The sequence below is a fragment of the Asticcacaulis sp. genome (assembly GCF_051956075.1).
Classification (GTDB): Bacteria; Pseudomonadota; Alphaproteobacteria; order Caulobacterales; family Caulobacteraceae; genus Asticcacaulis.
In genome coordinates this window covers 21,611-45,339 of sequence record NZ_JBQCGA010000016.1, presented here as the reverse complement: position 1 = coordinate 45,339, position 23,729 = coordinate 21,611, and the positions used below count along the sequence as shown (strand labels likewise).

Below are 23,729 nucleotides of genomic sequence, written 5' to 3'. Positions count from 1 at the left end.
TTTCTCATATATCGCCATAAATACGAACAAACAAACAATGTTTGCGAATTTTGCGGCTAATCTGGCGCTACACAGGGAGGCCACGATGAACCGCAACGCCTATTATGATCTGCTCGCCGCCCCGGCGAAGCTTGACTACGAACTCTATCTGAAAACCGACCGGCTGCTGTCGTGCCAGAAGCCGCCCGCCGACCTCGTCAACAGCGACGAGATGCAGTTCCTGATCGTGCATCAGGTCGAGGAATTGTGGATGAAGCTGCTGGTCCACACCCTGCTCGACATCGACGACCACATGGCCGCCCGCCGGGTGCATCGCGCCCTGACCCTGTTTCAGCGCGCGGCGCAGATCCTGAAACTGATGAGCGAACAGCTCGACCTGCTGGAAACCATGTCGCCGCATGACTACCAGCAGATTCGCCTGCAACTGGGCAATGGTTCGGGGCAGGAATCGCCGGGCTTCCGGGCGCTGATGCGTATGCCGCCGGAGCTGTGGGCGACCTATGAGGCGCATTATCTCAAGGATCGCAGCGTGCGCGACATCTATGATGCGGGCTATGTGCACGACGACGCCTATATGCTGGCCGAAGGTCTGATGGAGCTGGACGAACGCCTGTCGAAATTCCGCGCCAACCACATCTTCCTGATCCACCGTTCCATCGGCATGAGATCGGCCTCGCTGAAAGGCCGTTCGGTCGAACTGCTGGAGTCCGGCGCGCGGCATCACTTCTTCCCGCAACTCTGGGCGGTGCGCGCCGAAATGACCGACGCCTGGGGCGGCGCCTATGGCCGGGTGCGGCCCAGCCTGTCGGAAGCGGCGGAATGAGTTTCATCCTTCCCAAAGGCGGGCCTTACCTGATGGCCCATTCGGTCGGCTGCCTGCCCGCGGGCGCGCAGGACGCACTGGCGCGCGCCGTGCTGGACCCGTGGGCGCAGGGCGATCCGTGGCCGCACTGGCTGATGGCGATTGAGGATTTCCGCAGCGCGCTGGCGAACCTGCTCGGCGGCGCGCCCGACGACTATTGCCCGCAGCCCAACCTGTCGGCGGGTCTGTTTTCGCTGCTGAGCGGCCTGCCGCACACCAAAAAGCGCGGCGCGGTGCTGGTTTCGGCCCACGCCTTCCCGTCCCTGCTCTATGTCATCCAGCAATTGCACGACAGCGGCCTGACACTGAAAATCCTGCCGCCGAACGCCGACCCCGGCGATCCGCAGCTCTGGGCCGACGCCATGAGCGACGAGGTCTGCGCCGTGGTCATGATGCACGTCCATTCCAATACCGGCGTCGTCACGCCCGTGGCCGATGTCGCCGCTATTGCGCAACAGCGCGGCGTGTTTTCGATTGTCGATATCGCCCAGTCCGCCGGGATTCTCGATGTCGATCTGCCCGGCATGGGGGTGGACGCCGCAATCGGCTCCTGCGTCAAATGGCTGTGCGGCGGACCGGGGGCGGGCTTTTTATGGGTACGCCCCAACGCGATTCACGCCCTGACCCCGCCCAATATCGGCTGGTTCTCGCACGAAGCGCCGTTCGCCTTTCAGAGCGGCTTTCGCTATGCGCCCGACGCGCGCCGCTTCTGGGGCGGCACACCCTCCGTCGCGCCCTATGCGCTGGCGAAGGAAGGTCTGCGCCTCATCTCGGACATCGGCGTCGCCACGATCCGCGCCCATAACCGCGGCCTGATCGCGCGTCTTAACGTCTCGTTCGACCCCGACCGCAGCGGCGGCACGCTCTGTCTGCGCCTCGGCGACGGAGCCGTGCAGCGTCTGAAAAACAAAGACGTGAAATTCGATCAACGCGACGGCCTCAGCCGCCTGTCCTTCCACATCTGGAACACGGATCAGGACGCCGATCTGGTCGCCGCTGCCCTGGAGCGCTTTTCCTAGCCCAAAAAGTGGAACCACGTATTGGGGAAACGCCCTAAGCGCCTAACAGCTTCTCCAGCCGCTCCGCTGCGTCCGAGATCGCAAACGCCGCCTTGCGCTCCATTTCGTGCGCCCCGGCATTGATGCGGGCATTGGCCGAATGCGCCTCGGCCAGTTGCGCGCGCAAGTCCTGCATCTCGTCGATCATCAACAAGGACGCCATCAGGAACAGCCGCACCTCGCCGATGGCGCCGACATCGGCCACCACCATTTCGACATGCTCGTTGAACAGGCGCGCCAGTTCGGTGACGCGGCCTTCCTGACCGTCGGCGCAGCCGACCGTATAGGGCTTGTTGTTGACGCGAACCGTGACCTCAGCCATTACGCCGCCTCCTCGCCCAGCAATTGCCGGATATCGGAGGCCGCCGCGCCCAGCGCCGCATAGGCGCTTTCCGCCGCCATGGCCAGTTCGGCATTGTGCGCGCGCGCCACATCCAGCTCTTCGAGCAGTTTCTGGTAATCGTCGTGGCGCACACCGTCGGCGGGACCGTCATAGGCGGGAACCGGCTCGCCTGCCTGCAAGGCGCGCACCCTTGATTCGAGCGCGGCCAGCGCCTTGTCGAGACGGTCCACGGCGACGGCCAGATTCCCGCCCGTTGCCAACGGCGCCGCATTAAGCCCCGGCTGTCCCTGCTCCATCACGACCTCCTTGCGTCCTGCGGCCTATTTTCAAGACCGCGTGGCGCGAAAAAACCTACACTTGCGCGGCAAGTTCCGCTAAAGGCAGCGTCAACTCATCCGTTAACAGACAGTGTAATAGAGACTCGCCCATGACCACAAGCGCCGCCGTGACCTCCGGGAGCAAACCGTCACCGGTCCTGATGGCCGACGCCATCCGCGTCCTGTCCATGGAGGCCGTCCACCGGGCGAAATCCGGCCACCAGGGCATGCCGATGGGCATGGCCGATGTGGCGACGGTTTTGTGGACCAAGTTTCTCAAATACGATCCGAAAAAGCCCGACTGGGCCGACCGCGACCGTTTCGTGCTGTCGGCGGGCCACGGCTCGATGCTGCTCTATTCGCTGTTGCACCTGACCGGCTTCAAGTCGGTGTCGATGGAAGATATCAAGAACTTCCGTCAGTGGGGATCGACCACGGCGGGCCACCCCGAATACGGCCATACGCCCGGCGTCGAATGCACGACCGGCCCGCTGGGTCAGGGTCTGGCCACCGCCGTCGGCATGGCGATGGCCGAGCGTCATCTCAATGCGCGCTTCGGCGACGACCTGGTCAACCACAAGACCTGGGTGATCGCGGGCGACGGCTGCCTGATGGAGGGCGTGTCGCACGAGGCGATCTCGCTGGCCGGGCGCTATAAGCTCAACAATCTGATCGTCCTGTTCGACGACAACAATGTCACCATCGACGGCTGGGCGACTCTGGCCGAAACCGGCGACCAACTGCTACGCTTCAAGGCGGCGGGCTGGGCGGTCAAGGCCGTGGACGGCCACGACCACGCGAAGATCGCCGCCGCCATGCGCTGGGCTGTCAAGCAGGACAAGCCGGTGATGATCGCCTGCAAGACGGCGGTGTCGAAGGGCGCCGGTCCGCTGGAAGGCGACAAGAAGGGCCACGGCTACAACCTGATGGACGACGAGATCAAGGCCGCCCGTCAGCATATGGATTGGCTGCACGACCCCTTCACCATCCCCGCCGAGATCAAGAAGGCCTGGGAAGCGGCGGGCCGCAAGGGAACCCGTGTCCGCAAGGCCTGGGAAGCCGCCGCGAAAGCCAAGCCGAACTATACCGCTTTCGACGCCGCCATGCAGGGCAAGCTGCCCGAAGGCGTGTTTGCGGCGCTCGACGCCCATATCGCCGACGCGGTGGCCAACAAGCCCGCCGATGCGACGCGCTCCTGTTCGGGCAAGGCTCTGGCCGCTCTGGTTCCGGCGCTCGATACGCTGGTCGGCGGCTCGGCGGACCTGACCGGCTCGGTCAATACGCTGGTCAAGGGCATGACCAGCTTCGACGTCGATAATTATGGCGGCCGCTACGTCCATTACGGCGTGCGCGAATTCGGCATGGCGGCGGCGATGAACGGCATGGCCCTGCATGGCGGCGTCCTGCCCTATGCGGGCACCTTTTTCGTCTTCTCTGATTACAGCCGTCCGGCGGTGCGCCTCGGCGCCCTGATGGGCGCCAAGGTCGTGCACGTGATGACGCACGATTCGATCGGCGTCGGCGAAGACGGCCCGACGCACCAGCCGGTCGAGCATCTGGCCTCGTACCGCGCCATGCCCGGCCTGCACGTCTTCCGCCCCGCCGACATGGTCGAGGCCGCCGAATGCTGGAAGGCCGCCCTGACGCTGGACGGCCCGTCCATGCTGGTGCTGTCGCGCCAGAAGGTTCCGGCTGTGCGTGAGGCCGCTGGCGATCTGGCGCTCAAGGGCGCTTACGAACTGAAACCCGCTTCGTCAGACGCGCAGGTGACCATCTTCGCCACCGGCACCGAGGTCTCGGTCGCGGTTGCGGCGCAGAAACTGCTCGAAGCCGACGGTGTGGCCACCCGCGTGGTGTCGGTCCCGTCCTGGGATCTGTTCGCCGCGCAGCCGGAAAGCTACCGTAAGGCCGTGATCGGTAAGGCGAAGGTCCGCGTCGCCGTCGAAGCCGCCGCCAAACTCGGCTGGGAACGCTTTATCGGCGAGGACGGCGTCTTTGTCGGCATGGAAGGTTTCGGCGCTTCCGCCCCCGCCGACCGCCTGTTCAAGGAATTCGGCATCACGGCGGAAAACGTAGCCGCGAAAGCCAAAGCCGCGCTGTAAGACTTTCTCCTCCCCATCTTGATGGGGAGGAGCGTGTTGTGTTGGCCACCTGTTTGCATTTCCCGCTCTGACCGGCTAGGCAGGGCGAAAGCAGGGGCCAGCCATTTCCATGAACGACACCGCCATCCATCCGCCCAAGCGGGCCGACATTCAGGGCCTGCGCGCCCTCGCCGTTCTGGCGGTAGTCCTGTTCCACGCCGATCATGCGCTGCTGCCCGGCGGCTTCACGGGCGTCGATGTCTTCTTCGTGCTGTCGGGCTTCCTGATCACTCAGGTGCTGCTGCGGCCAATGAAGGCGGGCCGGTTTTCCATTGTCGACTTCTACCGCCGCCGCATCCGCAGGCTCTATCCGGCCCTGTTCGCCATGCTGGCCTTCGTGATGGCCGCGGGGCTGATCTTTTTTCCGCCGCCCCTGCTCAAGGCGCTGGTCAAGAGCCAGTTCTTCACCACGCTTTATCTCTCCAACTTCGCCTTCGCGCGCGAAAGCGGCTATTTCGATTTGCAGGCCGAATTAAAGCCTCTGCTGCATACCTGGTCGCTGGCGGTCGAGGAGCAGTTCTACCTGCTTTATCCGCCGATCCTGTACGCGCTTCACCGTTGGGCCAAGCCGCTGCTGTGGCCCGCCCTGGCTTTGATAGCGCTGGCGTCGCTCTATGTCTGCCAGATCAATCTGGAGCGCTATCCGGCGCCCGCCTTTTACTGGCCGGTGTCGCGCGCCATGGAGCTTCTGATCGGCGCGCTGGCGGCGGGCGCCCTGCCGCGCCTCAACCTGAGCCAGCGCGCGCAAAGCCTGCTGGGCGCCGCCGGTCTGCTCGCCATCATCATCGGCTATGTCGTCATCAATAACCAAACACCGTTTCCGGGCCTGTGGGCGCTTTTGCCCTGCCTCGGAACCGCCGCCCTGCTGCTGACGCCGCAGGGCCTGCCGAACCGCCTGTTGAGCGCAAGGCCGCTGGTCCGCGTCGGCGACGTCTCTTACTCGCTCTATCTGTGGCACTGGCCGCTGCTGGTGTTCGCGCGCTTCCTGTTCCCCGATGCGGTCTGGCCGGTGATCGCCGCCCTGATCCTGTCCGGCGCGATGAGCTGGCTGTCCTGGCGCTATATCGAAGCGCCGTTTCTGCGGCATCCCGGCAAGCCAGTCCTCTGGTTTGCGCTTGGCTGCATGGCCGCCTCGATCGCCGCCTGCCTGCTCATCTATTACAATGACGGCCTGCCGCAGCGCTTTTCGCCGCAGGCCCGCGCCTATCTGGAGGCCAGCAACGATTACAACCATGACCGCAAGACCTGCCATATGGAGTCGAACAAGCCGATTCCCTATGCGCAGACCTGCATTTACGGCGATAAGAGCGTCGCGCCCGCCTATGCGGTCTGGGGCGACAGCCACGGCGCCGAACTGTCGCGCGCGCTCGGCGAAAAGCTCGGCGGCTACGGGCAGTCCTTACGCGAACTGACCATGTCGGGCTGTCCGGCCACGCTGAGCGGCAAGCCGGTCTGCCGCCAGCACAATATCGACATGATGGCCGCCATCAAGGCCGATCCGAACATGCAGACCGTCATTCTGGTCGGCAATGTGCATGACGACGATCAGGCGGCGCGCGCGGCGACGGCGGGCATGGAGCAGACCGCGCTCGACCTGCAAAAGGCGGGCAAGACGGCGATCCTCGTCTATCCGATCCCGATCTACACTTTCGACCCGCCGTCGCAACTGGCGCTGTCCATCCGCACGCATCAGCCGCAACAGGTCGGCCAGCCCCTGTCGGAATATCTGGCCCGCCATCAGGCGATCATCGACGACTTCGACCGCTTCACGCAGAAGAACCATATCCAGCATGTCGAGCCACAGAGCCTGTATTGCGACGACGCCCTGTGCCACGTCTATCAGCCCGGCGTCGGCGTGCTGTATTTCAACGCCGGTCATCTGAGCCTGACCGGGGCGGGCGTTCTGGCGGATAAGATCCTGTCGCAACTGTCGCTCAATACACAGCCGGAAAAATAAGCAAAAGGCCGTGACAGCGGCGGCTGTCACGGCCTTTCCGTCGCCCGACGGCTCCGGGGAGATACCGGCGGGAACGGGCTCTTACGTCGTGGTCACGACGTCCGCATCTTCAACGCGCCGCAAACAGGCTTCCGTCGCGGCATCACCCGTTTTTTTCAGTTTTGCGGCGATGGATCGCCATCCGGGCCGACCGGCGTCGCGCCCGTCTGTTGCTGGCGACTGCCAAAGAAAAAGCCAATTGGGGCGTAAGCGGCTTCCGTGTTACAAGCGCGCAATCAGACCGCCGCAACCTTCGGTGATAGGGGGCTGTCTGTGTTTGTTTCCCGGAGCGTTTCATGTCTCTCGCCAGCCCTGCCCCCAACTCCGCATCCGACGCCGCCAAAACGACCCGCGCGCTGATCGTCGACGACGATCCCGATCTGCGCGAGTTGATCAGCCAGTTCCTGTCCAATAACGGCTTCGTCGTCGATACCGCCTCGCAGGCGCGCGACATGGACAGGCATCTGGCGCGCGGCGACGTCGATATCGTCGTCCTCGACTACATGATGCCTGGCGAGGACGGCCTGTCGGTTTGCAAGCGCCTCAATGAGGCGGGCGGGCCGCCGGTGATCATGCTGTCGGCGCGCGGCGAGGAAATCGACCGCATTGTCGGTCTGGAGCTGGGCGCTGACGATTATATGGCCAAGCCGTTCCACCCGCGCGAGCTGCTGGCGCGCATCCGCGCCGTGCTGCGTCGCCGCGAGGCGCGCAGCGGCGGCTGGGACGCCAAAAGCCCGATCGCCCACTTTTTCGGCTGGCAGCTCGACAATATCAAGCGCACGCTTGTGCGCCCCGATGGCGTTCAGGTCGCCCTGTCCAATGCCGAATTCGAGCTGTTGCGCGTCTTCCTCGACCGACCGGGCCGCGCCCTGACGCGCGATCAGATCCTCGACCACCTGCACGGCCCCAACGCCGACTCCTTCGACCGCGCCATCGACGTGCAGATTTCGCGCCTGCGCCGCAAGCTCAGCGACGACCACGCCGAGGACATTATCCGCACTATTCGCGGCATCGGTTATATGTTCAAGCCCCTGAAGTAATATCCCGCAAATAATGCCGTCCACGCCGCGCGCCGCGCATCCCTTGTTCGTCTCCCTGCCGATCTTCTGGCAGGTGCTGGGCCTGTCGCTCAGCGTTCTGGTGCTGGCGCTCGGCGTCAACACCCTGGTCGTGCTCAAGGCGCCGGCGCCGCAACCGTCGGGCTACACGATTGGCGAGGCCGTCACCGCACTGAAGGGCGGCGAGGTCCGGCTGCAGAACGGCCACCGCCTGCGCGGCGCGACACATGATGCGGCGCCGGATTTCGTCGAGCATCCGCCGCAGATGGGCGGGCTGTTCCGCGATCTGCAACAGGTCATCCGCGAGCGTCTGTCGCAACAGCTTGGCGCCCCGGAAAACCAGATCTGGGTCAGCTTCAGGCCGCGCCATGAATTTCCGCGTTCGTGGGACCATCAGCATGGCGGTTTCGACGACCACGATCCGGCGCATTCGAGCGGCGGCGGTCTCAATTTCGGCTTCCCCCCCAAGGACGCGGCGACGTCTGCAAACCCCGCCTTGCATGGCGACTGGACTCTGCGCCGCGATCCCGGCGAATATGGCATGATGAGCGCCACGGCGCGCGCCAGTCTGGTCTATCCGGCCTTTGACGCCGCCTGGCGCACGCCCGACGGCGCCTACCGCGTCATCCTGGCCCCGCGCTCGCTGATCGAGCCGTGGCAGGCGCGGCTGCTGATCGGTTTCGGACTGGCGACGCTGCTGATCATCCCGCTGGCCTATCTGCTGTCGCAGCGTCTGGCCCGTCCGATCGCCGCCTTTTCCGAAGCCGCCGCCAAGCTCAGCGTCGAGGACAACGCCCCGCCGATCCTGGCCGCCGGTCCGCGCGAGGTGCGTCAGGCCGCCGAGGTCGTCAACGCCATGCAGGCGCGCATCCGCAAACAGATCGAAAGCCGCACCATGCTGATGGGCGCCATCGCCCACGACTTGAAGACGCCTCTGGCGCGCATGCGGCTGCGTATCGAAGACCTGCCCGCCGCCGTGCGCGACAAGCTGTCCCAGGACATCGCCCATATGGACGCTCTGATCCGCTCAGCCATGAGCTTCACCAGCGCGCACAAGCTGGCCGATCAGATGCGTCCGCTCGACCTGTCGGCCCTGACCGAAAGCCTGATCGACGATATGAGCCCGGTGTGTGAGATCGGCGCAGCGCAGATTGCGCCCAATATCCGTGTGCTGGGCGATCAGGTCGCCTTAACGCGCATCCTGACCAATCTGATCGAGAACGCCGGGCGCTACGCCTCCGGCTGTCGTGTGCAACTGCGCGCCGAAAACGGCGACGCCGTCCTCAGCCTGATCGACGACGGGCCGGGCCTGCCGGAGGAGACGCTGGAGGCGGTGTTCGAGCCCTTCTTCCGGCTGGAAAGCTCGCGCAACCGCGACACCGGCGGCACGGGGCTGGGCCTGTCGGTCGCGCGCGCGCTGGCCGAAGCGCAGGGCGGCAGCCTGCGCCTGCACAACCGCTATGACGGCGAGCAGGTCACCGGTCTGGAGGCGCGCCTGAGCCTGCCGCTGCTGCGCCCGAAAGCCGCCCGGAAAGTTGCAGCCGCAACCCTTTAATCCTCCGCTTTTCTCAGGCGAAATAAGGGCTTGATCTGGAAATTCCCTGATAGCGTTACCATATTGGGTGCGGCGCGAAATAGGGCTTGACTTGCAGGCCCTCAGGTTGAAGAACCGGCGCCAAAGTCAGCAAAATGACGCCGTCATCGAAGAGAAGGATTTCCGCCCATGGCTTTACGTGTCGCCATCAATGGTTTCGGCCGCATTGGCCGCCTGGTTCTGCGCTCGATCATCGAGCATGGTCGTAAGGACATCGAGGTCGTGGCCATCAACGATCTCGGCCCGGTGGAAACCAATGCGCACCTGCTGCGTTACGACAGCGTGCATGGCCGCTTCCCCGCCGAGGTCAAGGTCAATGGCGACGAACTGACGATTATAGCCAACGGCGCGACCTACGGCCCGATCAAGGTCACGGCGATCCGCAACCCGGCTGAGCTGCCGCACAAGGCGCTGGGTGTCGACATCGCGCTGGAATGCACGGGCATCTTCACCTCGAAGGAAAAGGCCCTGGCCCATATCGAAGCGGGCGCGAAAAAGGTCATCGTCTCGGCCCCGTCCGACGGCGCGGACAAGACCATCGTGTTCGGCGTCAATGACGATACGCTCACCAGCGACGACGTGGTCATCTCCAACGCCTCCTGCACCACCAACTGCCTGGCCCCGGTCGCCAAGGTTCTGTCGGATCTGTGCGGCATCGAGCGCGGCTATATGACCACCATCCACTCCTAGACGGGCGACCAGCCGACGCTGGACACCATGCACAAGGATCTCTACCGCGCCCGCGCGGCGGCCCTTTCCATGATCCCGACCTCGACCGGCGCGGCCAAGGCCGTCGGCCTCGTCCTGCCGCACCTGAAGGGCAAGCTGGACGGCTCCTCGATCCGCGTGCCGACCCCGAACGTCTCGGTCGTCGATCTGAAGATCGTGCCGACGCGCAGCGTGACCAAGGAAGAGGTCAACGAAGCGATCATCAAGGCCGCCGACGGCCCGATGAAGGGCATTCTCGGCTACAGCGACGAGCCCTTGGTGTCGCACGATTTCAACCACGACGCCCACTCCTCGACCTTCGCGCTCAAGCAGACCCAGGTGATCGAAGGTCAGCTCGTCCGCGTCCTTAGCTGGTACGACAACGAATGGGGCTTCTCCACCCGCATGGCCGACACGGCTTTGGCGTTCGCGAAGCACCTGTAAAGAAGAAGGGCTCCTGGCGACAGGAGCCTTTTCACTATTCAGAGGGCCTCCCCCCTTATGCCTCCCCAGCTCGCTGGGGAGGGGGACCGCGCCCGCAGGGCGTGGTGGTGGGGTTTCTTCCTCGGTTAAGTCCATTGTCATGACGAGATGAAGATCATAGTATGTTAAGATATTGCTCTAGCACTTAGGCGGAATTTTGCTTTTACATCGGGGGAATGTAATGATCAGGATATTCAACTTTACACTGTCGCTCATCATAGTGATGAGCATTACAAGCTGCGATCGCCTTCCCATTACTCCGGAAGGTAAAGCTCGTAGTGCAATATCTAAGATGCTAATTGACCCATCTTCTGGAAAATTTACTTATATAAATAAATCAAAAAACGCTATCTGCGGTACTGTGAATGCGAAAAACCGGATGGGAGCCTATACAGGGTCAAGTTTATTTATATATGACGCTATTTCAGGTGAAGTGGAACTATATGATGGCCCCCCAGATATCAGTGATTACGAATCATGGAGCTATCACACTAAAGATGGCATGAGTGGTGGTGATGAATATTACAATAAAATAGAAACAGGTTGCCAATTCCCGGAAGATTGGAAAAATAAGTGTTCCAGTGTTTCTGCCACTGCTATTCCGAGAAATGAAAAGTTTTGTACTGCGTGGAAAAAGAACGATTATTCCACCCTCTACGAAATGTCACACAATTACTAGAACTTTTTAACCCCCGAATATACCCATGACCTTCAAAACCCTCGACGACCTGTCCGACCTCACCGGCAAGACCGCCCTTGTGCGCGTCGATTTCAACGTGCCGGTGGATAACGGCGCGATCACCGACGACACCCGCCTGCGCGTCGCCTTGCCGACCATCGAGAAGCTCGCCGCCAAGGGCGCGAAGGTCGCCCTGCTCGCCCACTTCGACCGCCCCAAGGGCAAGGTCGTGCCGGAGATGAGCCTAAAATTCGTCGCCCCCGCCCTGTCGGCCCTGCTCGGCGCCACCGTCCCCTTCGCCAGCGACTGCGTCGGCGACACGGCGCAGTCCGTGATCGACGCCCTGCCCGCAGGCGGCGTGGCCCTGCTGGAAAACGTCCGCTTCCACCCCGGCGAGGAAAAGAACGACCCCGACTTCGCCAAACAACTGGCGGCGCTCGGCGACCTCTATGTCAATGACGCCTTTTCCGCCGCCCACCGCGCCCACGCCTCGACCGAGGGCGTCGCCCACCTTCTCCCCGCCTATGCCGGCGAGTCGATGAAGCGCGAACTGAACGCGCTCGACGCCGCGCTCGGCAATCCGCAACGCCCGACCCTCGGCATTGTCGGCGGCTCGAAGGTCTCGACCAAGCTCGACCTGCTGAAAAACCTCGTCGGCAAGCTCGACGCCCTGGCCATCGGCGGCGGCATGGCCAACACCTTCCTCTACGCGCAGGGCCACGATGTCGGCGGCTCTCTCTGCGAAAAAGACCTGAAAGACACCGCGCTCGACATCCTCAAAGAAGCCGAAGCCAAGGGCTGCAAAATCCTGCTGCCGCTCGACATCGTGGTCGCGCAGGACTTCAAGGCCCACGCCCCCAACCGTACGCAGGACTTAGGCGCTTCGCTCTCCGCTGACGACAAGATTTTCGACGCCGGCCCAAAGACGGTCGCGCAGCTCACAGAGGTCATGGCAGCCTCGAAAACCCTGATCTGGAACGGCCCGCTCGGTGTGTTCGAATTGCCACCGTTCGACGCGGCGACGGTTGCCGCGGCGAAATTTGCTGCATCGCAAACCAAAGCCGGTAAACTGGTCGCGGTTGCGGGCGGCGGCGACACGGTCGCGGCGCTCAACCATGCGGGCGTCGTCGGCGATATGACGTTCGTTTCGACGGCGGGCGGCGCCTTCCTCGAATGGATGGAGGGCAAGCCTCTCCCCGGCGTCGAGGCTTTACACGGGTAAGGAAACCTATTTAAAATTTATGGCTTCGGACGCTTCAAACAGAACACAACCGGCGTCCAAGCCATCGCCGTCACCGGGCCACCGGCGGCGGCCTTTACGAAACAGAGCATGAAAGAGGGACAAGATCATGGCTCGTATCAGTTTGCGGCAACTGCTCGACCACGCGGCCGAGCAGGACTACGGCATGCCCGCCTTCAACATCAACAATATGGAGCAGGGCCTGGCCATCATGGAGGCGGCGCGTAAAACGCAGTCGCCGGTGATCATTCAGGCCTCGCGCGGCGCACGCGCCTATTCCAACGACCTGATGCTGAAGCGCATGATCAATGCGCTGGTGGAGATCTACCCGGAAATTCCGCTCTGCATGCACCAGGACCACGGCAATTCGGTCGGCACCTGCGCCTCGGCGATCCAGCACGGCTTCACCTCGGTGATGATGGACGGATCGCTGAAAGCCGACGCCAAGACCCCCGCCGATTATGACTACAATGTCGATGTCACGCGCCGCGTCGTCGAGATGGCGCATGCCTGCGGCGTCTCGGTCGAGGGCGAGCTGGGCGTGCTGGGCAGCCTTGAAACCGGCATGGGCGAGGCCGAGGACGGCCACGGGGCCGAAGGCGTGCTGTCGCACGACCAGTTGCTGACCGATCCCGATCAGGCGGTCGATTTCGTCGCCAAGACCCAGGTTGACGCCCTGGCCATCGCGATGGGCACCTCGCACGGCGCCTACAAGTTCACGCGCAAGCCGGACGGCGAGGTGCTGGCCATGCACGTCATAGCTGAAATTCACAAGCGCCTGCCCAACACCCACCTGGTCATGCACGGCTCATCCTCGGTGCCGCAGGAGCTTCAGGACATCATTAACGAAAACGGCGGCGAAATCCCCCAGACCTGGGGCGTGCCGGTCGAGGAGCTGCAAAAAGCCATCAAGATGGGCGTGCGCAAGATCAATATCGACACCGATTTGCGCCTGGCCATCACGGCGGGCATCCGCAAGACCTTCGTGGAAACCCCTTCGGTCTTCGACCCCCGCACCTATTTCAAGCCCGCCTACGCCATGATGCAGCAGGTCTGCGAAGACCGCTTCGAACAGTTCGGCGCGGCGGGCAATGCGCCGAAGATCAAACCGGTCGGCCTAAGCGCGATGGCGCAGTTCTACCTTTAATCATGGGGGAAACAGGTTTCCCCCATGCACCCCCTTCTATGTGAAAACACCCTCAGAGCGCGGCTCTGAGGGTGTTTTTCTAGGCCGATTTACGTTCGCCGGATTTGGGTCGCCCGCCTTTTGCGCCATTGCTGCGGCTGGCCGCCAGCCTGCGCTCCGATTTCGCCATTACGGTTGAACCGAGCAAATCCTCGAACAGTTGCGAAACCGAAATATCGGCGTCGATCTGCGGCGCATGCAGACCGAAGCCGCGTCCCTGCACCTCAAACGTGCGCAAATCCTCCGGCGCGGCGTCCTCAAGCCCCTTGATCATCCCGACGGGAAACGCCGCCTCCACGCCATTGCTGAGCTGCACAATAAGGCGCTTCGTCCGCGCATCGAACGTCGCGCTCTCGGCCCGGAACGCCGCCGTCGCAGGCCGTTTCTTTTTGGCGAACGCCGCCTCCGTCACCATCGTGAATTCAGCCATGTATCTCACTCCACTTCGCACAGATCGCCGCGAGATTGTTCGCAACCTGCGCGCCAATCTCATTCAACTCTGATAACCGGAACCCGTCATGATCCCACAGCTCAACAGGCCCGTCCGGGCAGTTGAGCTTGAACCGCGCCGCCGCCTCATTGCCCTTCACGGCATGAACATGGCTCGGCGGATGATCGTTCGTATAAATGGCGACACGAATGTTTCTGAGGGTCAAAACCGTCGGCATGGATGGAGGATAGCAAAAACCTAGATGCGCGTCTAGGTTTTTGGGTCTTTCTTGCCAAAGAGACGCCTTAGGTATATACTTTCTATATACCGGAGCGTCGCCATGTCGAAACAATCCCTGTTCACCATGAAGCTCGAACCCGATCTGCATGCGGCGTTCAAGGCTGAGGCGGAAGCCGCGCATCGCTCGGCGTCGCAGGTGGTGCGCGACATGATGCGCGACTTTGTCAAGCGACAGCGCGAGATGCGCGACTATGAGACGTTTCTCCAGCACAAGGTCGAGGCCGCAAGATCGTCTCTGGCGTCTGCCAAGGGCCTTACGCATGATGATGTGGAGGCGGTCATGGCGGCGCGGCGTCAGCCGTTTCTGGATAAGCCGTGAAACTGGTCTGGTCGCCGGAGGCGCTCAACGACCGCCTGGCGATTTTCGACTTTATCGCCGCCGATAATCCCCGCGCCGCCTTAGGCATGGACGAGTTGTTTCTGCGCGCGGCCAACAACCTGTTCGAACTGACCCAACGTATGTCTGCGGCGGCTGACCGGTCGAAACTTAAATGTGCAACAGCGCACATGAATCCCAACCGGCTAGAGCGTTCCCCCCCCCAAAAAACGGCTCCACTTTTCGGATAAGAAAGAGCGATAAAACAAAGAATTAGAGCGCCGATCTGATTCCATCAGATCGGCGCTCTAAGATCTCAACGCTACGACATTTAAGTTCCGGCTTGTCGAAATCCAAAAAACCATGACCATGCCAACTACCGCAAGAGATGGCACATGCTCCACGATGGGTAAGAAATAGCTGGTCAGCTTAACTGCAACGAGAAACCCGAGGCCGCCTAGTGCAGCTTTGGACATGGCGCGATATTCCAAAACCTTCTGATATTCATCAGCCCCGCGCCACCACAGAGCGTAGATGATACCGCAAAAAATTAGCGGCGCTAGTGTAATTGCCATCACGGCAAACCCAAGCATTTCAGGCGGGGCAGCGACCAAGTGACCATTTTCGGCAACGGCGCAGATAGCCGTATAGCCTATGGCTAAGACAATCTTAAACACGAAAGCGCCTCGGCTAGGCATTGCATGTTTCATTACGTCCCCCTTTGCTTGACAAGCGTCCTTTACATTTCCAAAGTATGCATGTCAAGTTTCTTTGTCATCACCTCCCATAAATGGCGTAATTGCGGCGCTCCAGGTGAGAAGGCGGCGATGTCGATTAACGGGATATTTCGGCAATCGTCAAATGTCTGCAAAGGGCGCCGGGCGGTCACGAGCCACATTTAGCAGACGATGGATTTGACGATGAGGTGTGGAGCTTGCGAGAGACTTTTGGTCTTTAACGCGGACTTCTGCTCTATACGCAGATAGTTGCCGAGCATGGGGCACGTCTGGTTTCAGGCGGTCCACGCAGTTTTCGATCAATGTCCGCAATGGGCGCGATCCAGACCTCAACTTATCCCCCTCCTCAATTTCTGCCGCATCCTATCCCCATGTCATCGGATGCGCGCACAGACCAGCCCCACCTGACGCCGGAACAAAGGCGCGAGATGCTTCGCGCCTTCGCCGACGGGATGCTGGTGAAGATCACGCAGATGGACGATCCCGAAGACCTGCCGGGCGTCGAGCGCGCCGTGCGCGTGGCGGCGGTGATCGAGCGACTCTACAGCCGCTGCGACCGCGCCGAACATCAAGGGCCCGATCCGCGCAAGGTCCGGGCCGAGCGCGCGCAGAACGAGGGCGAAGCCCTCAAGGCGCAGGTGTCGCTGGCCGGGACTCTTAAATGGAGCGAGGAGCGCCGCCGTGACCTTGGCCAGTGGTGGGACGCCGCCGGAGACGCGATCAAAACGCCCGAACCCGGTTGCGACATCGAGATTAAGCTGCCCGTCAGAACGGCGAAGGCGGCGGATGCCGGCCATGCTCGCGATGCCGATCCAGGTCATCCCGCCCATAAGCCCATTGTTTCAGGGTCCGGCAAAGCCCCCCTCCCACCGCCCTGAAGCGCGCTGACGCTTCGCTCCTTGAGCACGATGCGGTCCCCCTCCTCCGCCACCTCCCGCATTGACTCCGCCCGCGCTTTGCTGTTGAAGGCCCGCATAGGGTTTCCAGCATGCTGATCCAGTTCAAACGCCGCTTTTCGATGGCCCACCGCCTGCGCTTCGACCGCGATTCGAAGTGCGCGACCCCGCATGGCCATAACGAATTTGTCTGCGTCGATCTTCAGGCAAAACCCGGCAAGACCTTCGACTGGGGCGGCGCCAACTATGCCGAAAACTTCTCCAATCTGAAAAAGCAATGGCACCGCTTCGTCGATGTCAGCCTCGACCATGCGTTTCAGCTTGGCCACGACGATCCCATGATCGGCTATTTCCGCGACCACGAACCCGAAATCCTGCCGCGTCTCCTCGTCATTCAGGGCGATCCGACCACCGAAGCCGTCGCCGCCGCCCTCTATATGAAGCTCAACGCCATCATGGCCGTGCATGTCCCGGACTTTGAGTGCGTGCGGCTGGAGATCGAGGAGACGCCGACCAACAGCGTCATCCTGACCCAAGCCGATCTGGCGACCTGCACGGTAAACCTAGGCGACTGGTGCCATCGCGCCGATATGAGCATGAACGACCTGCTGCCGGTCGATAGCTGGGAAAGGTTGTGACATGCTGACCCGCCGCCGCGTCTTCGTGAAGGGTCTGAAGGTCTTGGCGGCGATCGGCGTCTATGACCACGAACATGGCCGCGAACAGCCGCTGATCATCGACGCCGTCTTCGACCTCGGCCTGCACGAGATCCGCCTGCTCAAGGACACGCTCAACTACGAAAAGGTCGGCGAAACGGCGCGCGCCATCATCGCGCGCGGCCATATCAAGCTGGTCGAGACCCTGGCCGAAGATCTGGCGCGCGGCCTGCTCGGCCTGCCCTACGTCACGCGCATAGAAGTCACCATCCACAAGCCCGAAGCCCTGGCCGACGCCGAAGCCGCGGGGGTCTGCGTGGTGATGGAAAGGGACTAAACATGCTGGCCTACAAAGAGCATCTGCGCCTGATGGCGCGCTATAACCAGACAATGAACGCCAGACTGATCGCTCTGGTCGAAGGCCTGCCCGAAGAGGCCCTGCTCGAAGACCGCGGCGCTTTTTTCGGCTCGATCCTCGGCACCATGAACCATCTGGTCGTGGCCGACCTGATGTGGCTGCGCCGCATCCGCCCGTTTCCGTTCGGCGAAACGCTGGCGATGATCGACGACCTGCCCAAACCCGCCGCGCTCAATGAGCTGCCCTACCCGACGCTGGACGCTTATAAGCCGGTGCGGGAGCGCATCGACGCCGCCCTGGTCGTCTTTGTCGAGGCGCTGAGCGACGCCGACATCGCCGGGCCGCTCAGCTATCACAACACCATAGGCCTGCCCTTCACCAAGACGCTCGGCCTCGTCCTCAGCCACGTCTTCAACCACCAGACCCACCATCGCGGCCAGATCACCACCCTGCTCAGCCAGACCGATCTCGACATCGGCGTCACCGACCTGATCGCCATGGTTCCCGACCTCGATGCGTAGTTTTTGCTATGCAGCATGAAAAAGCCGTACTAGGCTGAGCAGGTTAAAGGGGACAGGCATGGCCGAAAAAACGCTGACCGAACACATCAAGAGCTTCGCCTCGGACGCGCGCCTGCCCGCCTTTTTGAACTATATCCTGATCTTCTTCATGGTGCTGACCTTCGGCCTGACCGGCGTGCTGGCCCTGCTCATGGCCAGCTTCGCCGAGGACAAGGCGCCCGACTGGATCAAGAGCCATTACCAGTTTCAGGTCCGCTCCTTCTGGTTCGCCATCGTCCCGGTCGTGCTAAGCGCCGCCCTTTACACCGTGGTGCAGAAACACGGCGTCACCTCGCCGACGGTGAACATCGTCATGCTGGGTCTGGTGCTGATCTGCCTTGGCTATACGGTCGGACGGGCGATCATGGGCTTCAACCACCTGCTCTATTTCCGCCCCCTGCCCAATCCGAAGACGTGGTTGGTTTAGGGTTGATTAGTCGCCGCCCTCCGGCGCAGCGGCGGACTTATCCTCTTCGGTGGATTTACCCTTATCCTTACCCAGTCCGGCGCCCAGTCCAGCCATGTCGAACAGATTGACCTTGACGCCGTCGCTGATTACGTCGCCCGGCTTCTGACCGGTTGCGCAGGCGCCGATGCGTTTGGAGGCGATGTCATAGGTCGCAACGCGATTCAGATTGGCGCCGGTGGTCTGAAGCCGCACCTTCATCATGTAGTCATGCGTATAGTCGCCGTCGATCGAGCCGGAATATTCGGTCACCACGCCTTCGCCGGTGTGGCATTCGGCCAGAAAGCCGAGGCTGCCGTCGCCCTGCGGTCGATACCCCTTCTCCGTGCAGGTGTCGCCGCTGAGATCGTTGCCCAATACGCCCAGATGTTTGTCCACCTGCGCATCAATGCAGATGTCGAGGGTCTGCGGCGCCTCGGCGCTGCCGGTCTCTGTGAGTGTGGTCCGCCACAGGCCAGGCGCGCGCGCGGGCAGAGGCTGCAAGGGCGGCGGCGGAGGCGGCGGGGGTATGACCGGCGCTTCGGCGGGCTTTGTCGGCGCCTTGTGACAGGCCGCCAGAGCCGCGCTCAGACTCAGCAGGACGATAAAGGCTGACTTTCGCGCCATGCGCTATCCTCGCACACGCAGGCGCGACAAGCGCTTGCGCGTGGAAAACTAAGGGAAATCCGTCAGGAGCGCCAGTTTTAAATATCGCGCGTCAGGCGAGTCGCGCCTCAGCCGCTCTTTTTGACCGCCTCCGCGAAATTGGTCGTCTTCTTGGTGATGACCTGCAGGGTTTGCAAGGTGCGCGGCAGCTCCTCGGCCAGACGACGGCAGATTTCACGCGCGCCGACGCCATAAACCTCACCGCCATCGGCGATCTCGACCGCCATCCGGGCCGTAGCTTCAAGCAGGGTCTCAAATTCGCTGATCTGCTCGGCGGCCAGTTCACGGGCTTCGGCCTGCAAACGACGGACGCGCTGGGTGCGGCTTTCGCGCACAACTGTGGCGGCCTCGTCCGCGAGATCGGTCTTGTGCGTCACTTGGGTCGGCAGGCTCATCACCTTGTCGCCGTCGATAACCTGTCCGAGCGCCACTTCCTTGGAAGCGGGCGGCACCACATTCAATCGAGTCCTACGCATCCTCAAACCCCGCTGCGAAACACCGGCCCACATCGCATGAACCGTCGAACGGCGCGCGCCACCTGAGGTGGAAATTGTCCGGCGAGAGGGTTAAAAAGCGCTTAAGACTCCCCCGGACGGCGCCTTACCGTAATGACAGGGTCTCGCGTTTCAAAATAAAAATCCAGAGGAAATGTGGCGCGATTGCGTCAAAACTTGCGCTTTTATCCACAGGTGTGTGGCAAAAACGACGCTTCTCGTGCGACTTGTATGTCAAAGCGCCAGATTCAACCGCGAGATTCCACCGCCAGAATCAACCATCAGAATCGAGCATGTCTTTGGCGAAGGCCAGATCCAGCGTCTTGAGCCGCTTGATTTCGTCGCGCAGCCGCGCGGCTTCCTCGAACTCCAGATTGCCCGCCGCCTCGCGCATCCGGCCTTCCAGATCCTTGAGCGTCGCCTGGAAGTTGGAGCCAAGAAACGGTTTGGCGTCCTTTTCAGCCACGCCAATCGGAACCTGCACGCGGTCCGACTTCTCATAAGGACTATCGAGAATGTCGCTGATGCCGCGCTTGACCGATTCGGGCGTAATGCCGTGCGCCTCATTATAGGCAAGCTGCTTTTCGCGGCGGCGCGTGGTTTCAGCCAGAGCGCGCTCCATCGAGCCGGTGATCCTGTCGGCATAGAGGATGACGCGGCCATCGACATTGCGCGCGGCGCGTCCGATGGTCTGGATCAGCGAGGTCTCCGAGCGCAGGAAGCCCTCCTTGTCGGCGTCGAGAATGGCGACGAAACCGCATTCGGGAATATCGAGCCCTTCGCGTAACAGGTTGATGCCGACCAGCACGTCGAAGGCGCCCAGCCGCAGATCGCGGATGATCTCGATCCGCTCCAGCGTGTCGATGTCCGAGTGCATGTAGCGCACGCGCAGCCCCTGCTCGTGCATGTAGTCGGTCAGGCTCTCGGCCATCTTCTTGGTCAGCACCGTGACCAGCGAGCGATAACCGTTCTGCGCCACCTGACGCACCTCATTGATGACGTCATCGACCTGATTGAAGCCGTCCTTATGCTCGGGCCTGCTCTCGACCGGCGGGTCGTTCAGGCCGGTCGGGCGAATGACCTGCTCAGCGAAGACGCCCGCCGTGCGCTCCATCTCCCACTTGCCGGGCGTCGCCGAGACGAACACCGAATCGGGCCGCATCGCCTCCCACTCCTCGAACTTGAGCGGGCGGTTGTCCATGCACGACGGCAGGCGGAAACCGTATTCGGCCAGCACGCTTTTACGCGCAAAGTCGCCGCGGTACATGGCGCCGATCTGCGGCACGGTGACGTGGCTTTCATCGACGAACAGCAGGGCGTTTTCGGGCAGATACTCAAAAAAGGTCGGCGGCGGATCGCCCGCATTGCGCCCGGTCAGGTAACGCGAATAGTTTTCGATGCCCGCGCAGGCGCCGGTCGCCTCCATCATTTCCAGATCGAAGGTGGTGCGCTGATCGAGGCGCTGCGCCTCCAGAAGCTTGCCCTCGGCGTGAAGCTGGGCTAGGCGCTGTTTCAGCTCGATCTTGATGCGATCTATGGCCTGGCGCAGGGTCGGACGCGGCGTAACATAGTGGCTGGCGGCGTAGATCTTGACCTCCCCGAGATCGGCGGTCTTCTTGCCCGTCAGCGGGTCAAACTCATGGATCGACTCGATTTCATCGCCGAACATGTTGATGCGCCAGGCGCGGTCCTCGTAGTGGGCCGGGAAGATTTCGATGACGTCGCCGCGCCGCCGGAAGGTTCCGCGCTCGAAGGCCTGATCGTTGCGCTTATATTGCAGGGCCACGAGATCGGCGCGCAACTGCGCCTCGTCGATGGTCTGGCCCGCCTTCAGTTCGAAGGTCATGGCGGTATAGGTCTCGACCGAGCCGATGCCGTAGATACACGACACCGAGGCGACCACGATCACATCGTCGCGCTCCAGGATCGCCCGCGTGGCGGCGTGGCGCATGCGGTCGATCTGTTCGTTGATCGAGGAATCCTTCTCGATATAGGTGTCGGTGCGCGGCACATAGGCTTCGGGCTGGTAATAGTCGTAATAGGAGACGAAATACTCGACCGCATTGTCGGGAAAGAAGGCCTTGAACTCGGAATAGAGCTGCGCGGCCAGCGTCTTGTTGTGCGCCAGAATCAGCGCCGGGCGCTGGGTCTGTTCGATGATCTTCGCCATGGTGAAGGTCTTGCCGGAGCCGGTGACGCCCAGCAGCACCTGATCGCGCTCATGGCCTTCGAGCCCCGCCATGAGATCGGCTATGGCCTGCGGCTGATCGCCCGCCGGTTCATAGGGCGCGGCCAGACGGAATGTGCGCCCGCCCTCCGACTTGTCAGGGCGCGCGGGCCGGTGCGGCGTCCACATCATCGGCGACGCGTCATAATCCGTCACGAAAGCGCCGGACGCTTCGGAAACACCGGCGGGAGGGGCAGAACGAGACATGAACACAACATAGTCAGGGGTGAAAAAATTGAAAGGGGCCGATAAAATTTGTTTTCAACCCCGCCGCGTGGGCCATTTAACCTCCGTTTAGCGTCAAAACTTGTCAGCGGGCGGAGAACCGATCGGCAAATAATGCCGGGATTCCAGTCGTTTAAAATCAGGTATCGGCGTTATGGTCCGCACGGACGCCATTTTTGTCTTGTCGGCGGCATTTTAACAAGGGGTTAAAACTTGGCTTTTCTATAAATTTTTGACCTCATAAAGAAATCATAAATAATATCCATCAAGCGTATCGTATAGTTTATGACGCAAATACTCAAATTTATATGTCAATAAAAAGATTGTAACCTAGGGGCTGCTGACGCCGTTTTCTTGGCTTTGTCCCTGTATAGAGACGTAACACTAAAGCCTGCCTAAGTGTTAACCAGGCAATAACACATTTTCGCCACAATTCGCCCCTAGAGAACGCCCTCAGCCAGCGGGCCCTATCTCCTCGCTGGCTTTTGTTGTGGACGCGGCGCGAAGTCGCCACCCGTCCCGACAGACCTTCCGGGGGGCGCCTGCGCCCTCGCCACAGAGGACCAGATAGTCTTGACTTCAACCCCACTTGCGCGCCACCGCATGCGCGCGCTCATGGCGGCCAGCTCCGTCGGCCTTCTGATCGGCGCCGCGTTCGGCGCGGTCTGGCTCGGCGGCACACTGGCGCATGAGGCCAGCCTTCGTGAACAGGCGGACCAGATCCAGAAACTGTCCCATCAGGATGGGCAAACCGATCTGGCCGATCTCGACGCCGCTGATAACGGCGCCCTGAATTCTGCTGCGATGAGCATTGCGAGCCGCTTTTCGCGCTTCAACGATCAGGGCGCCGACAACGCCCTGCAGGCGCAGAATATGAACGCCCTGCGCACCTCCAGCTATGTGCGCGGCGAGAAGGTCCAGGCCCTGCAACTGCGCGCGACGCTGATGGACGATACGGCCAATGCGACCGTCTCCGACCACCCGGTCGCGGTGCGCGCGGCCTCCAGCTTCAAATTCGCCAAATCCAACCAGAACGATCTCGATTGCCTGAATCAGGCCGTCTATTATGAAGCGCGCGGCGAAGGCCAGGACGGCATGCGCGCCGTCGCTCAGGTCATCGTCAACCGCGTGCGCAACCCCAGCTATCCGAAAAGCGTCTGCGCCGTCGTCTATCAGGGCGCCGCGCAGGGCGCGTGCCAGTTCAGCTTCGCCTGCAACGATTCCATGACCGCGCCGGTCGAGCGCAGCGCCTGGCGGCGCGCGCGCGACATCGCGCGTTCAGCGCTGAACGGCTATGTCATGAAGGATGTCGGCACGGCGACCAGCTTCCATACGGTCAGCGTCCATCCGGGCTGGTCGGCGACCATGCAGCGCGTCGCCACCATCGGCAGCCATATCTTCTATCAGTTCCGCGGCCACGGCGCGCGCCTGAGCGACGATGTGCAGCCGTCATCGACGCCCGCGCCGCAGATGATCGCCGACCGCGATCAGGCGCACGACGACGCCGCGAATAAGACCGCCCTGCTCAACGCCCTGTCGCTCAATGCGGCGCAGGCGGAACCGAAGCCGGTCGCCGCTTCGGCGCAGGTCGGCGGACAGGCGGCGCGCGACATCGCCGCCACCGTTGCTGCGGATAAGCCCGTCGCGAAAGCGGCGGCCAAAATGGTTCCCGGTAAGGCGCCCCCCGTCAAGGTGTCGGAGCCGCTTCAGGCGACGCCCCCGGCGCCCGCCAAATCCTGAGCTTAACCCTTCGT

At 62.1% G+C, this 23,729-nt stretch carries 25 protein-coding genes and 1 pseudogene; 18 read left to right on the top strand and 8 right to left on the bottom strand.

Annotation, left to right across the window (positions count from 1 at the left end):
- The first annotated feature begins 85 nt into the window (after window positions 1-85).
- Window positions 86-823, top strand: a complete 738-nt coding sequence (locus ACTHLA_RS04645; protein WP_440185918.1) for a tryptophan 2,3-dioxygenase family protein — start codon at window positions 86-88, stop codon at window positions 821-823.
- A complete protein-coding gene (locus ACTHLA_RS04640; RefSeq protein ID WP_440185917.1) occupies window positions 820-1,881 on the top strand; it encodes an aminotransferase class V-fold PLP-dependent enzyme in 1,062 nt (353 codons plus the stop codon). Before ACTHLA_RS04645 ends, ACTHLA_RS04640 begins: the two co-directional genes overlap by 4 nt.
- Window positions 1,882-1,915: 34 nt before the next feature.
- On the opposite strand, the gene ACTHLA_RS04635 is transcribed toward ACTHLA_RS04640, so the two are convergent.
- Together ACTHLA_RS04635 and ACTHLA_RS04630 are read right to left on the bottom strand one after the other, a co-directional pair.
- Window positions 1,916-2,242 (bottom strand): cell division protein ZapA, encoded by a 327-nt coding sequence (locus ACTHLA_RS04635; RefSeq protein WP_440185916.1) that lies wholly within the window; start codon window positions 2,240-2,242, stop codon window positions 1,916-1,918.
- The gene (locus ACTHLA_RS04630; protein ID WP_440185915.1) at window positions 2,242-2,559 is read right to left on the bottom strand and encodes a hypothetical protein; all 318 of its coding nucleotides are present in this window, start codon (window positions 2,557-2,559) and stop codon (window positions 2,242-2,244) included. The genes ACTHLA_RS04635 and ACTHLA_RS04630 overlap by 1 nt, the downstream gene beginning before the upstream one ends.
- Window positions 2,560-2,690: 131 nt before the next feature.
- On the opposite strand from ACTHLA_RS04630, the gene tkt reads away from it, so the two are divergent.
- The 8 genes and pseudogenes from tkt (at window position 2,691) to fba (ending at window position 13,626) form a co-directional block, all read left to right on the top strand.
- A complete protein-coding gene (gene tkt / locus ACTHLA_RS04625; protein WP_440185914.1) occupies window positions 2,691-4,682 on the top strand; it encodes a transketolase in 1,992 nt (663 codons plus the stop codon).
- Window positions 4,683-4,791: 109 nt separating this feature from the next.
- Window positions 4,792-6,678, top strand: coding sequence for an acyltransferase family protein (locus tag ACTHLA_RS04620; protein ID WP_440185913.1), 1,887 nt, complete (start codon window positions 4,792-4,794; stop codon window positions 6,676-6,678).
- Window positions 6,679-7,013: 335 nt separating this feature from the next.
- Window positions 7,014-7,757 (top strand): response regulator, encoded by a 744-nt coding sequence (locus ACTHLA_RS04615; protein WP_440185912.1) that lies wholly within the window; start codon window positions 7,014-7,016, stop codon window positions 7,755-7,757.
- 13 nt (window positions 7,758-7,770) lie between these two features.
- The gene (locus ACTHLA_RS04610; RefSeq protein ID WP_440185911.1) at window positions 7,771-9,330 is read left to right on the top strand and encodes a sensor histidine kinase; all 1,560 of its coding nucleotides are present in this window, start codon (window positions 7,771-7,773) and stop codon (window positions 9,328-9,330) included.
- 168 nt (window positions 9,331-9,498) lie between these two features.
- Window positions 9,499-10,521: pseudogene (gap, locus tag ACTHLA_RS04605) on the top strand (type I glyceraldehyde-3-phosphate dehydrogenase).
- Window positions 10,522-10,741: 220 nt separating this feature from the next.
- Entirely contained in the window at window positions 10,742-11,239 is a 498-nt protein-coding gene (locus tag ACTHLA_RS04600; RefSeq protein ID WP_440185910.1) for a hypothetical protein, read from the top strand.
- A 25-nt stretch (window positions 11,240-11,264) separates the two neighbouring features.
- The gene (locus ACTHLA_RS04595) at window positions 11,265-12,461 is read left to right on the top strand and encodes a phosphoglycerate kinase (protein ID WP_440185909.1); all 1,197 of its coding nucleotides are present in this window, start codon (window positions 11,265-11,267) and stop codon (window positions 12,459-12,461) included.
- Window positions 12,462-12,588: 127 nt separating this feature from the next.
- On the top strand, window positions 12,589-13,626 hold the full coding sequence (fba, locus tag ACTHLA_RS04590; protein ID WP_440185908.1) for a class II fructose-bisphosphate aldolase: 1,038 nt from the start codon (window positions 12,589-12,591) through the stop codon (window positions 13,624-13,626).
- A 79-nt stretch (window positions 13,627-13,705) separates the two neighbouring features.
- Here the strand turns inward: fba and ACTHLA_RS04585 are convergent, their stop codons facing one another.
- Both ACTHLA_RS04585 and ACTHLA_RS04580 read right to left on the bottom strand, forming a co-directional pair.
- Complete coding sequence (locus tag ACTHLA_RS04585; protein ID WP_440185907.1) at window positions 13,706-14,095, bottom strand: DUF2442 domain-containing protein; 390 nt, start codon at window positions 14,093-14,095, stop codon at window positions 13,706-13,708.
- Window positions 14,088-14,333, bottom strand: coding sequence for a DUF4160 domain-containing protein (locus ACTHLA_RS04580; RefSeq protein ID WP_440185906.1), 246 nt, complete (start codon window positions 14,331-14,333; stop codon window positions 14,088-14,090). The genes ACTHLA_RS04585 and ACTHLA_RS04580 overlap by 8 nt, the downstream gene beginning before the upstream one ends.
- 102 nt (window positions 14,334-14,435) lie before the next feature.
- Here ACTHLA_RS04580 and ACTHLA_RS04575 point away from each other — a divergent pair, with 102 nt between their 5' ends.
- Both ACTHLA_RS04575 and ACTHLA_RS04570 read left to right on the top strand, forming a co-directional pair.
- Window positions 14,436-14,714, top strand: a complete 279-nt coding sequence (locus tag ACTHLA_RS04575) for an antitoxin of toxin-antitoxin stability system (protein ID WP_440185905.1) — start codon at window positions 14,436-14,438, stop codon at window positions 14,712-14,714.
- Complete coding sequence (locus ACTHLA_RS04570; RefSeq protein WP_440185904.1) at window positions 14,711-14,962, top strand: type II toxin-antitoxin system RelE/ParE family toxin; 252 nt, start codon at window positions 14,711-14,713, stop codon at window positions 14,960-14,962. Before ACTHLA_RS04575 ends, ACTHLA_RS04570 begins: the two co-directional genes overlap by 4 nt.
- Before the next feature lie 57 nt (window positions 14,963-15,019).
- Here ACTHLA_RS04570 and ACTHLA_RS04565 read toward each other — a convergent pair whose 3' ends face one another.
- On the bottom strand, window positions 15,020-15,421 hold the full coding sequence (locus tag ACTHLA_RS04565) for a hypothetical protein (RefSeq protein WP_440185903.1): 402 nt from the start codon (window positions 15,419-15,421) through the stop codon (window positions 15,020-15,022).
- Window positions 15,422-15,819: 398 nt separating this feature from the next.
- On the opposite strand from ACTHLA_RS04565, the gene ACTHLA_RS04560 reads away from it, so the two are divergent.
- The 5 genes from ACTHLA_RS04560 (at window position 15,820) to ACTHLA_RS04540 (ending at window position 18,345) form a co-directional block, all read left to right on the top strand.
- Window positions 15,820-16,326 carry a hypothetical protein gene (locus tag ACTHLA_RS04560; RefSeq protein WP_440185902.1) on the top strand — a complete coding sequence of 169 codons (507 nt, stop codon included), beginning with the start codon at window positions 15,820-15,822 and terminating at the stop codon, window positions 16,324-16,326.
- Window positions 16,327-16,436: 110 nt separating this feature from the next.
- Window positions 16,437-16,982: a 6-pyruvoyl trahydropterin synthase family protein gene (locus tag ACTHLA_RS04555; protein WP_440185901.1), complete on the top strand. Its 546-nt coding sequence runs from the start codon at window positions 16,437-16,439 to the stop codon at window positions 16,980-16,982.
- 1 nt (window position 16,983) lies between these two features.
- Complete coding sequence (gene folB / locus ACTHLA_RS04550; RefSeq protein WP_440185900.1) at window positions 16,984-17,337, top strand: dihydroneopterin aldolase; 354 nt, start codon at window positions 16,984-16,986, stop codon at window positions 17,335-17,337.
- 2 nt (window positions 17,338-17,339) lie between these two features.
- A complete protein-coding gene (locus ACTHLA_RS04545) occupies window positions 17,340-17,879 on the top strand; it encodes a DinB family protein (protein ID WP_440185899.1) in 540 nt (179 codons plus the stop codon).
- A 58-nt stretch (window positions 17,880-17,937) separates the two neighbouring features.
- Window positions 17,938-18,345, top strand: a complete 408-nt coding sequence (locus ACTHLA_RS04540) for a hypothetical protein (RefSeq protein ID WP_440185898.1) — start codon at window positions 17,938-17,940, stop codon at window positions 18,343-18,345.
- A 6-nt stretch (window positions 18,346-18,351) separates the two neighbouring features.
- Here the strand turns inward: ACTHLA_RS04540 and ACTHLA_RS04535 are convergent, their stop codons facing one another.
- From ACTHLA_RS04535 to uvrB, 3 genes are all read right to left on the bottom strand, one after another.
- The gene (locus tag ACTHLA_RS04535; RefSeq protein WP_440185897.1) at window positions 18,352-18,990 is read right to left on the bottom strand and encodes a DUF3617 domain-containing protein; all 639 of its coding nucleotides are present in this window, start codon (window positions 18,988-18,990) and stop codon (window positions 18,352-18,354) included.
- A 107-nt stretch (window positions 18,991-19,097) separates the two neighbouring features.
- The gene (locus tag ACTHLA_RS04530) at window positions 19,098-19,505 is read right to left on the bottom strand and encodes a hypothetical protein (protein WP_440185896.1); all 408 of its coding nucleotides are present in this window, start codon (window positions 19,503-19,505) and stop codon (window positions 19,098-19,100) included.
- 292 nt (window positions 19,506-19,797) lie between these two features.
- Window positions 19,798-21,957, bottom strand: coding sequence for an excinuclease ABC subunit UvrB (gene uvrB, locus ACTHLA_RS04525; RefSeq protein WP_440185895.1), 2,160 nt, complete (start codon window positions 21,955-21,957; stop codon window positions 19,798-19,800).
- Window positions 21,958-22,590: 633 nt separating this feature from the next.
- Between uvrB and ACTHLA_RS04520 the strand changes: the two genes are divergently transcribed.
- A complete protein-coding gene (locus ACTHLA_RS04520) occupies window positions 22,591-23,715 on the top strand; it encodes a cell wall hydrolase (protein WP_440185894.1) in 1,125 nt (374 codons plus the stop codon).
- The last annotated feature ends 14 nt before the right edge of the window (window positions 23,716-23,729 follow it).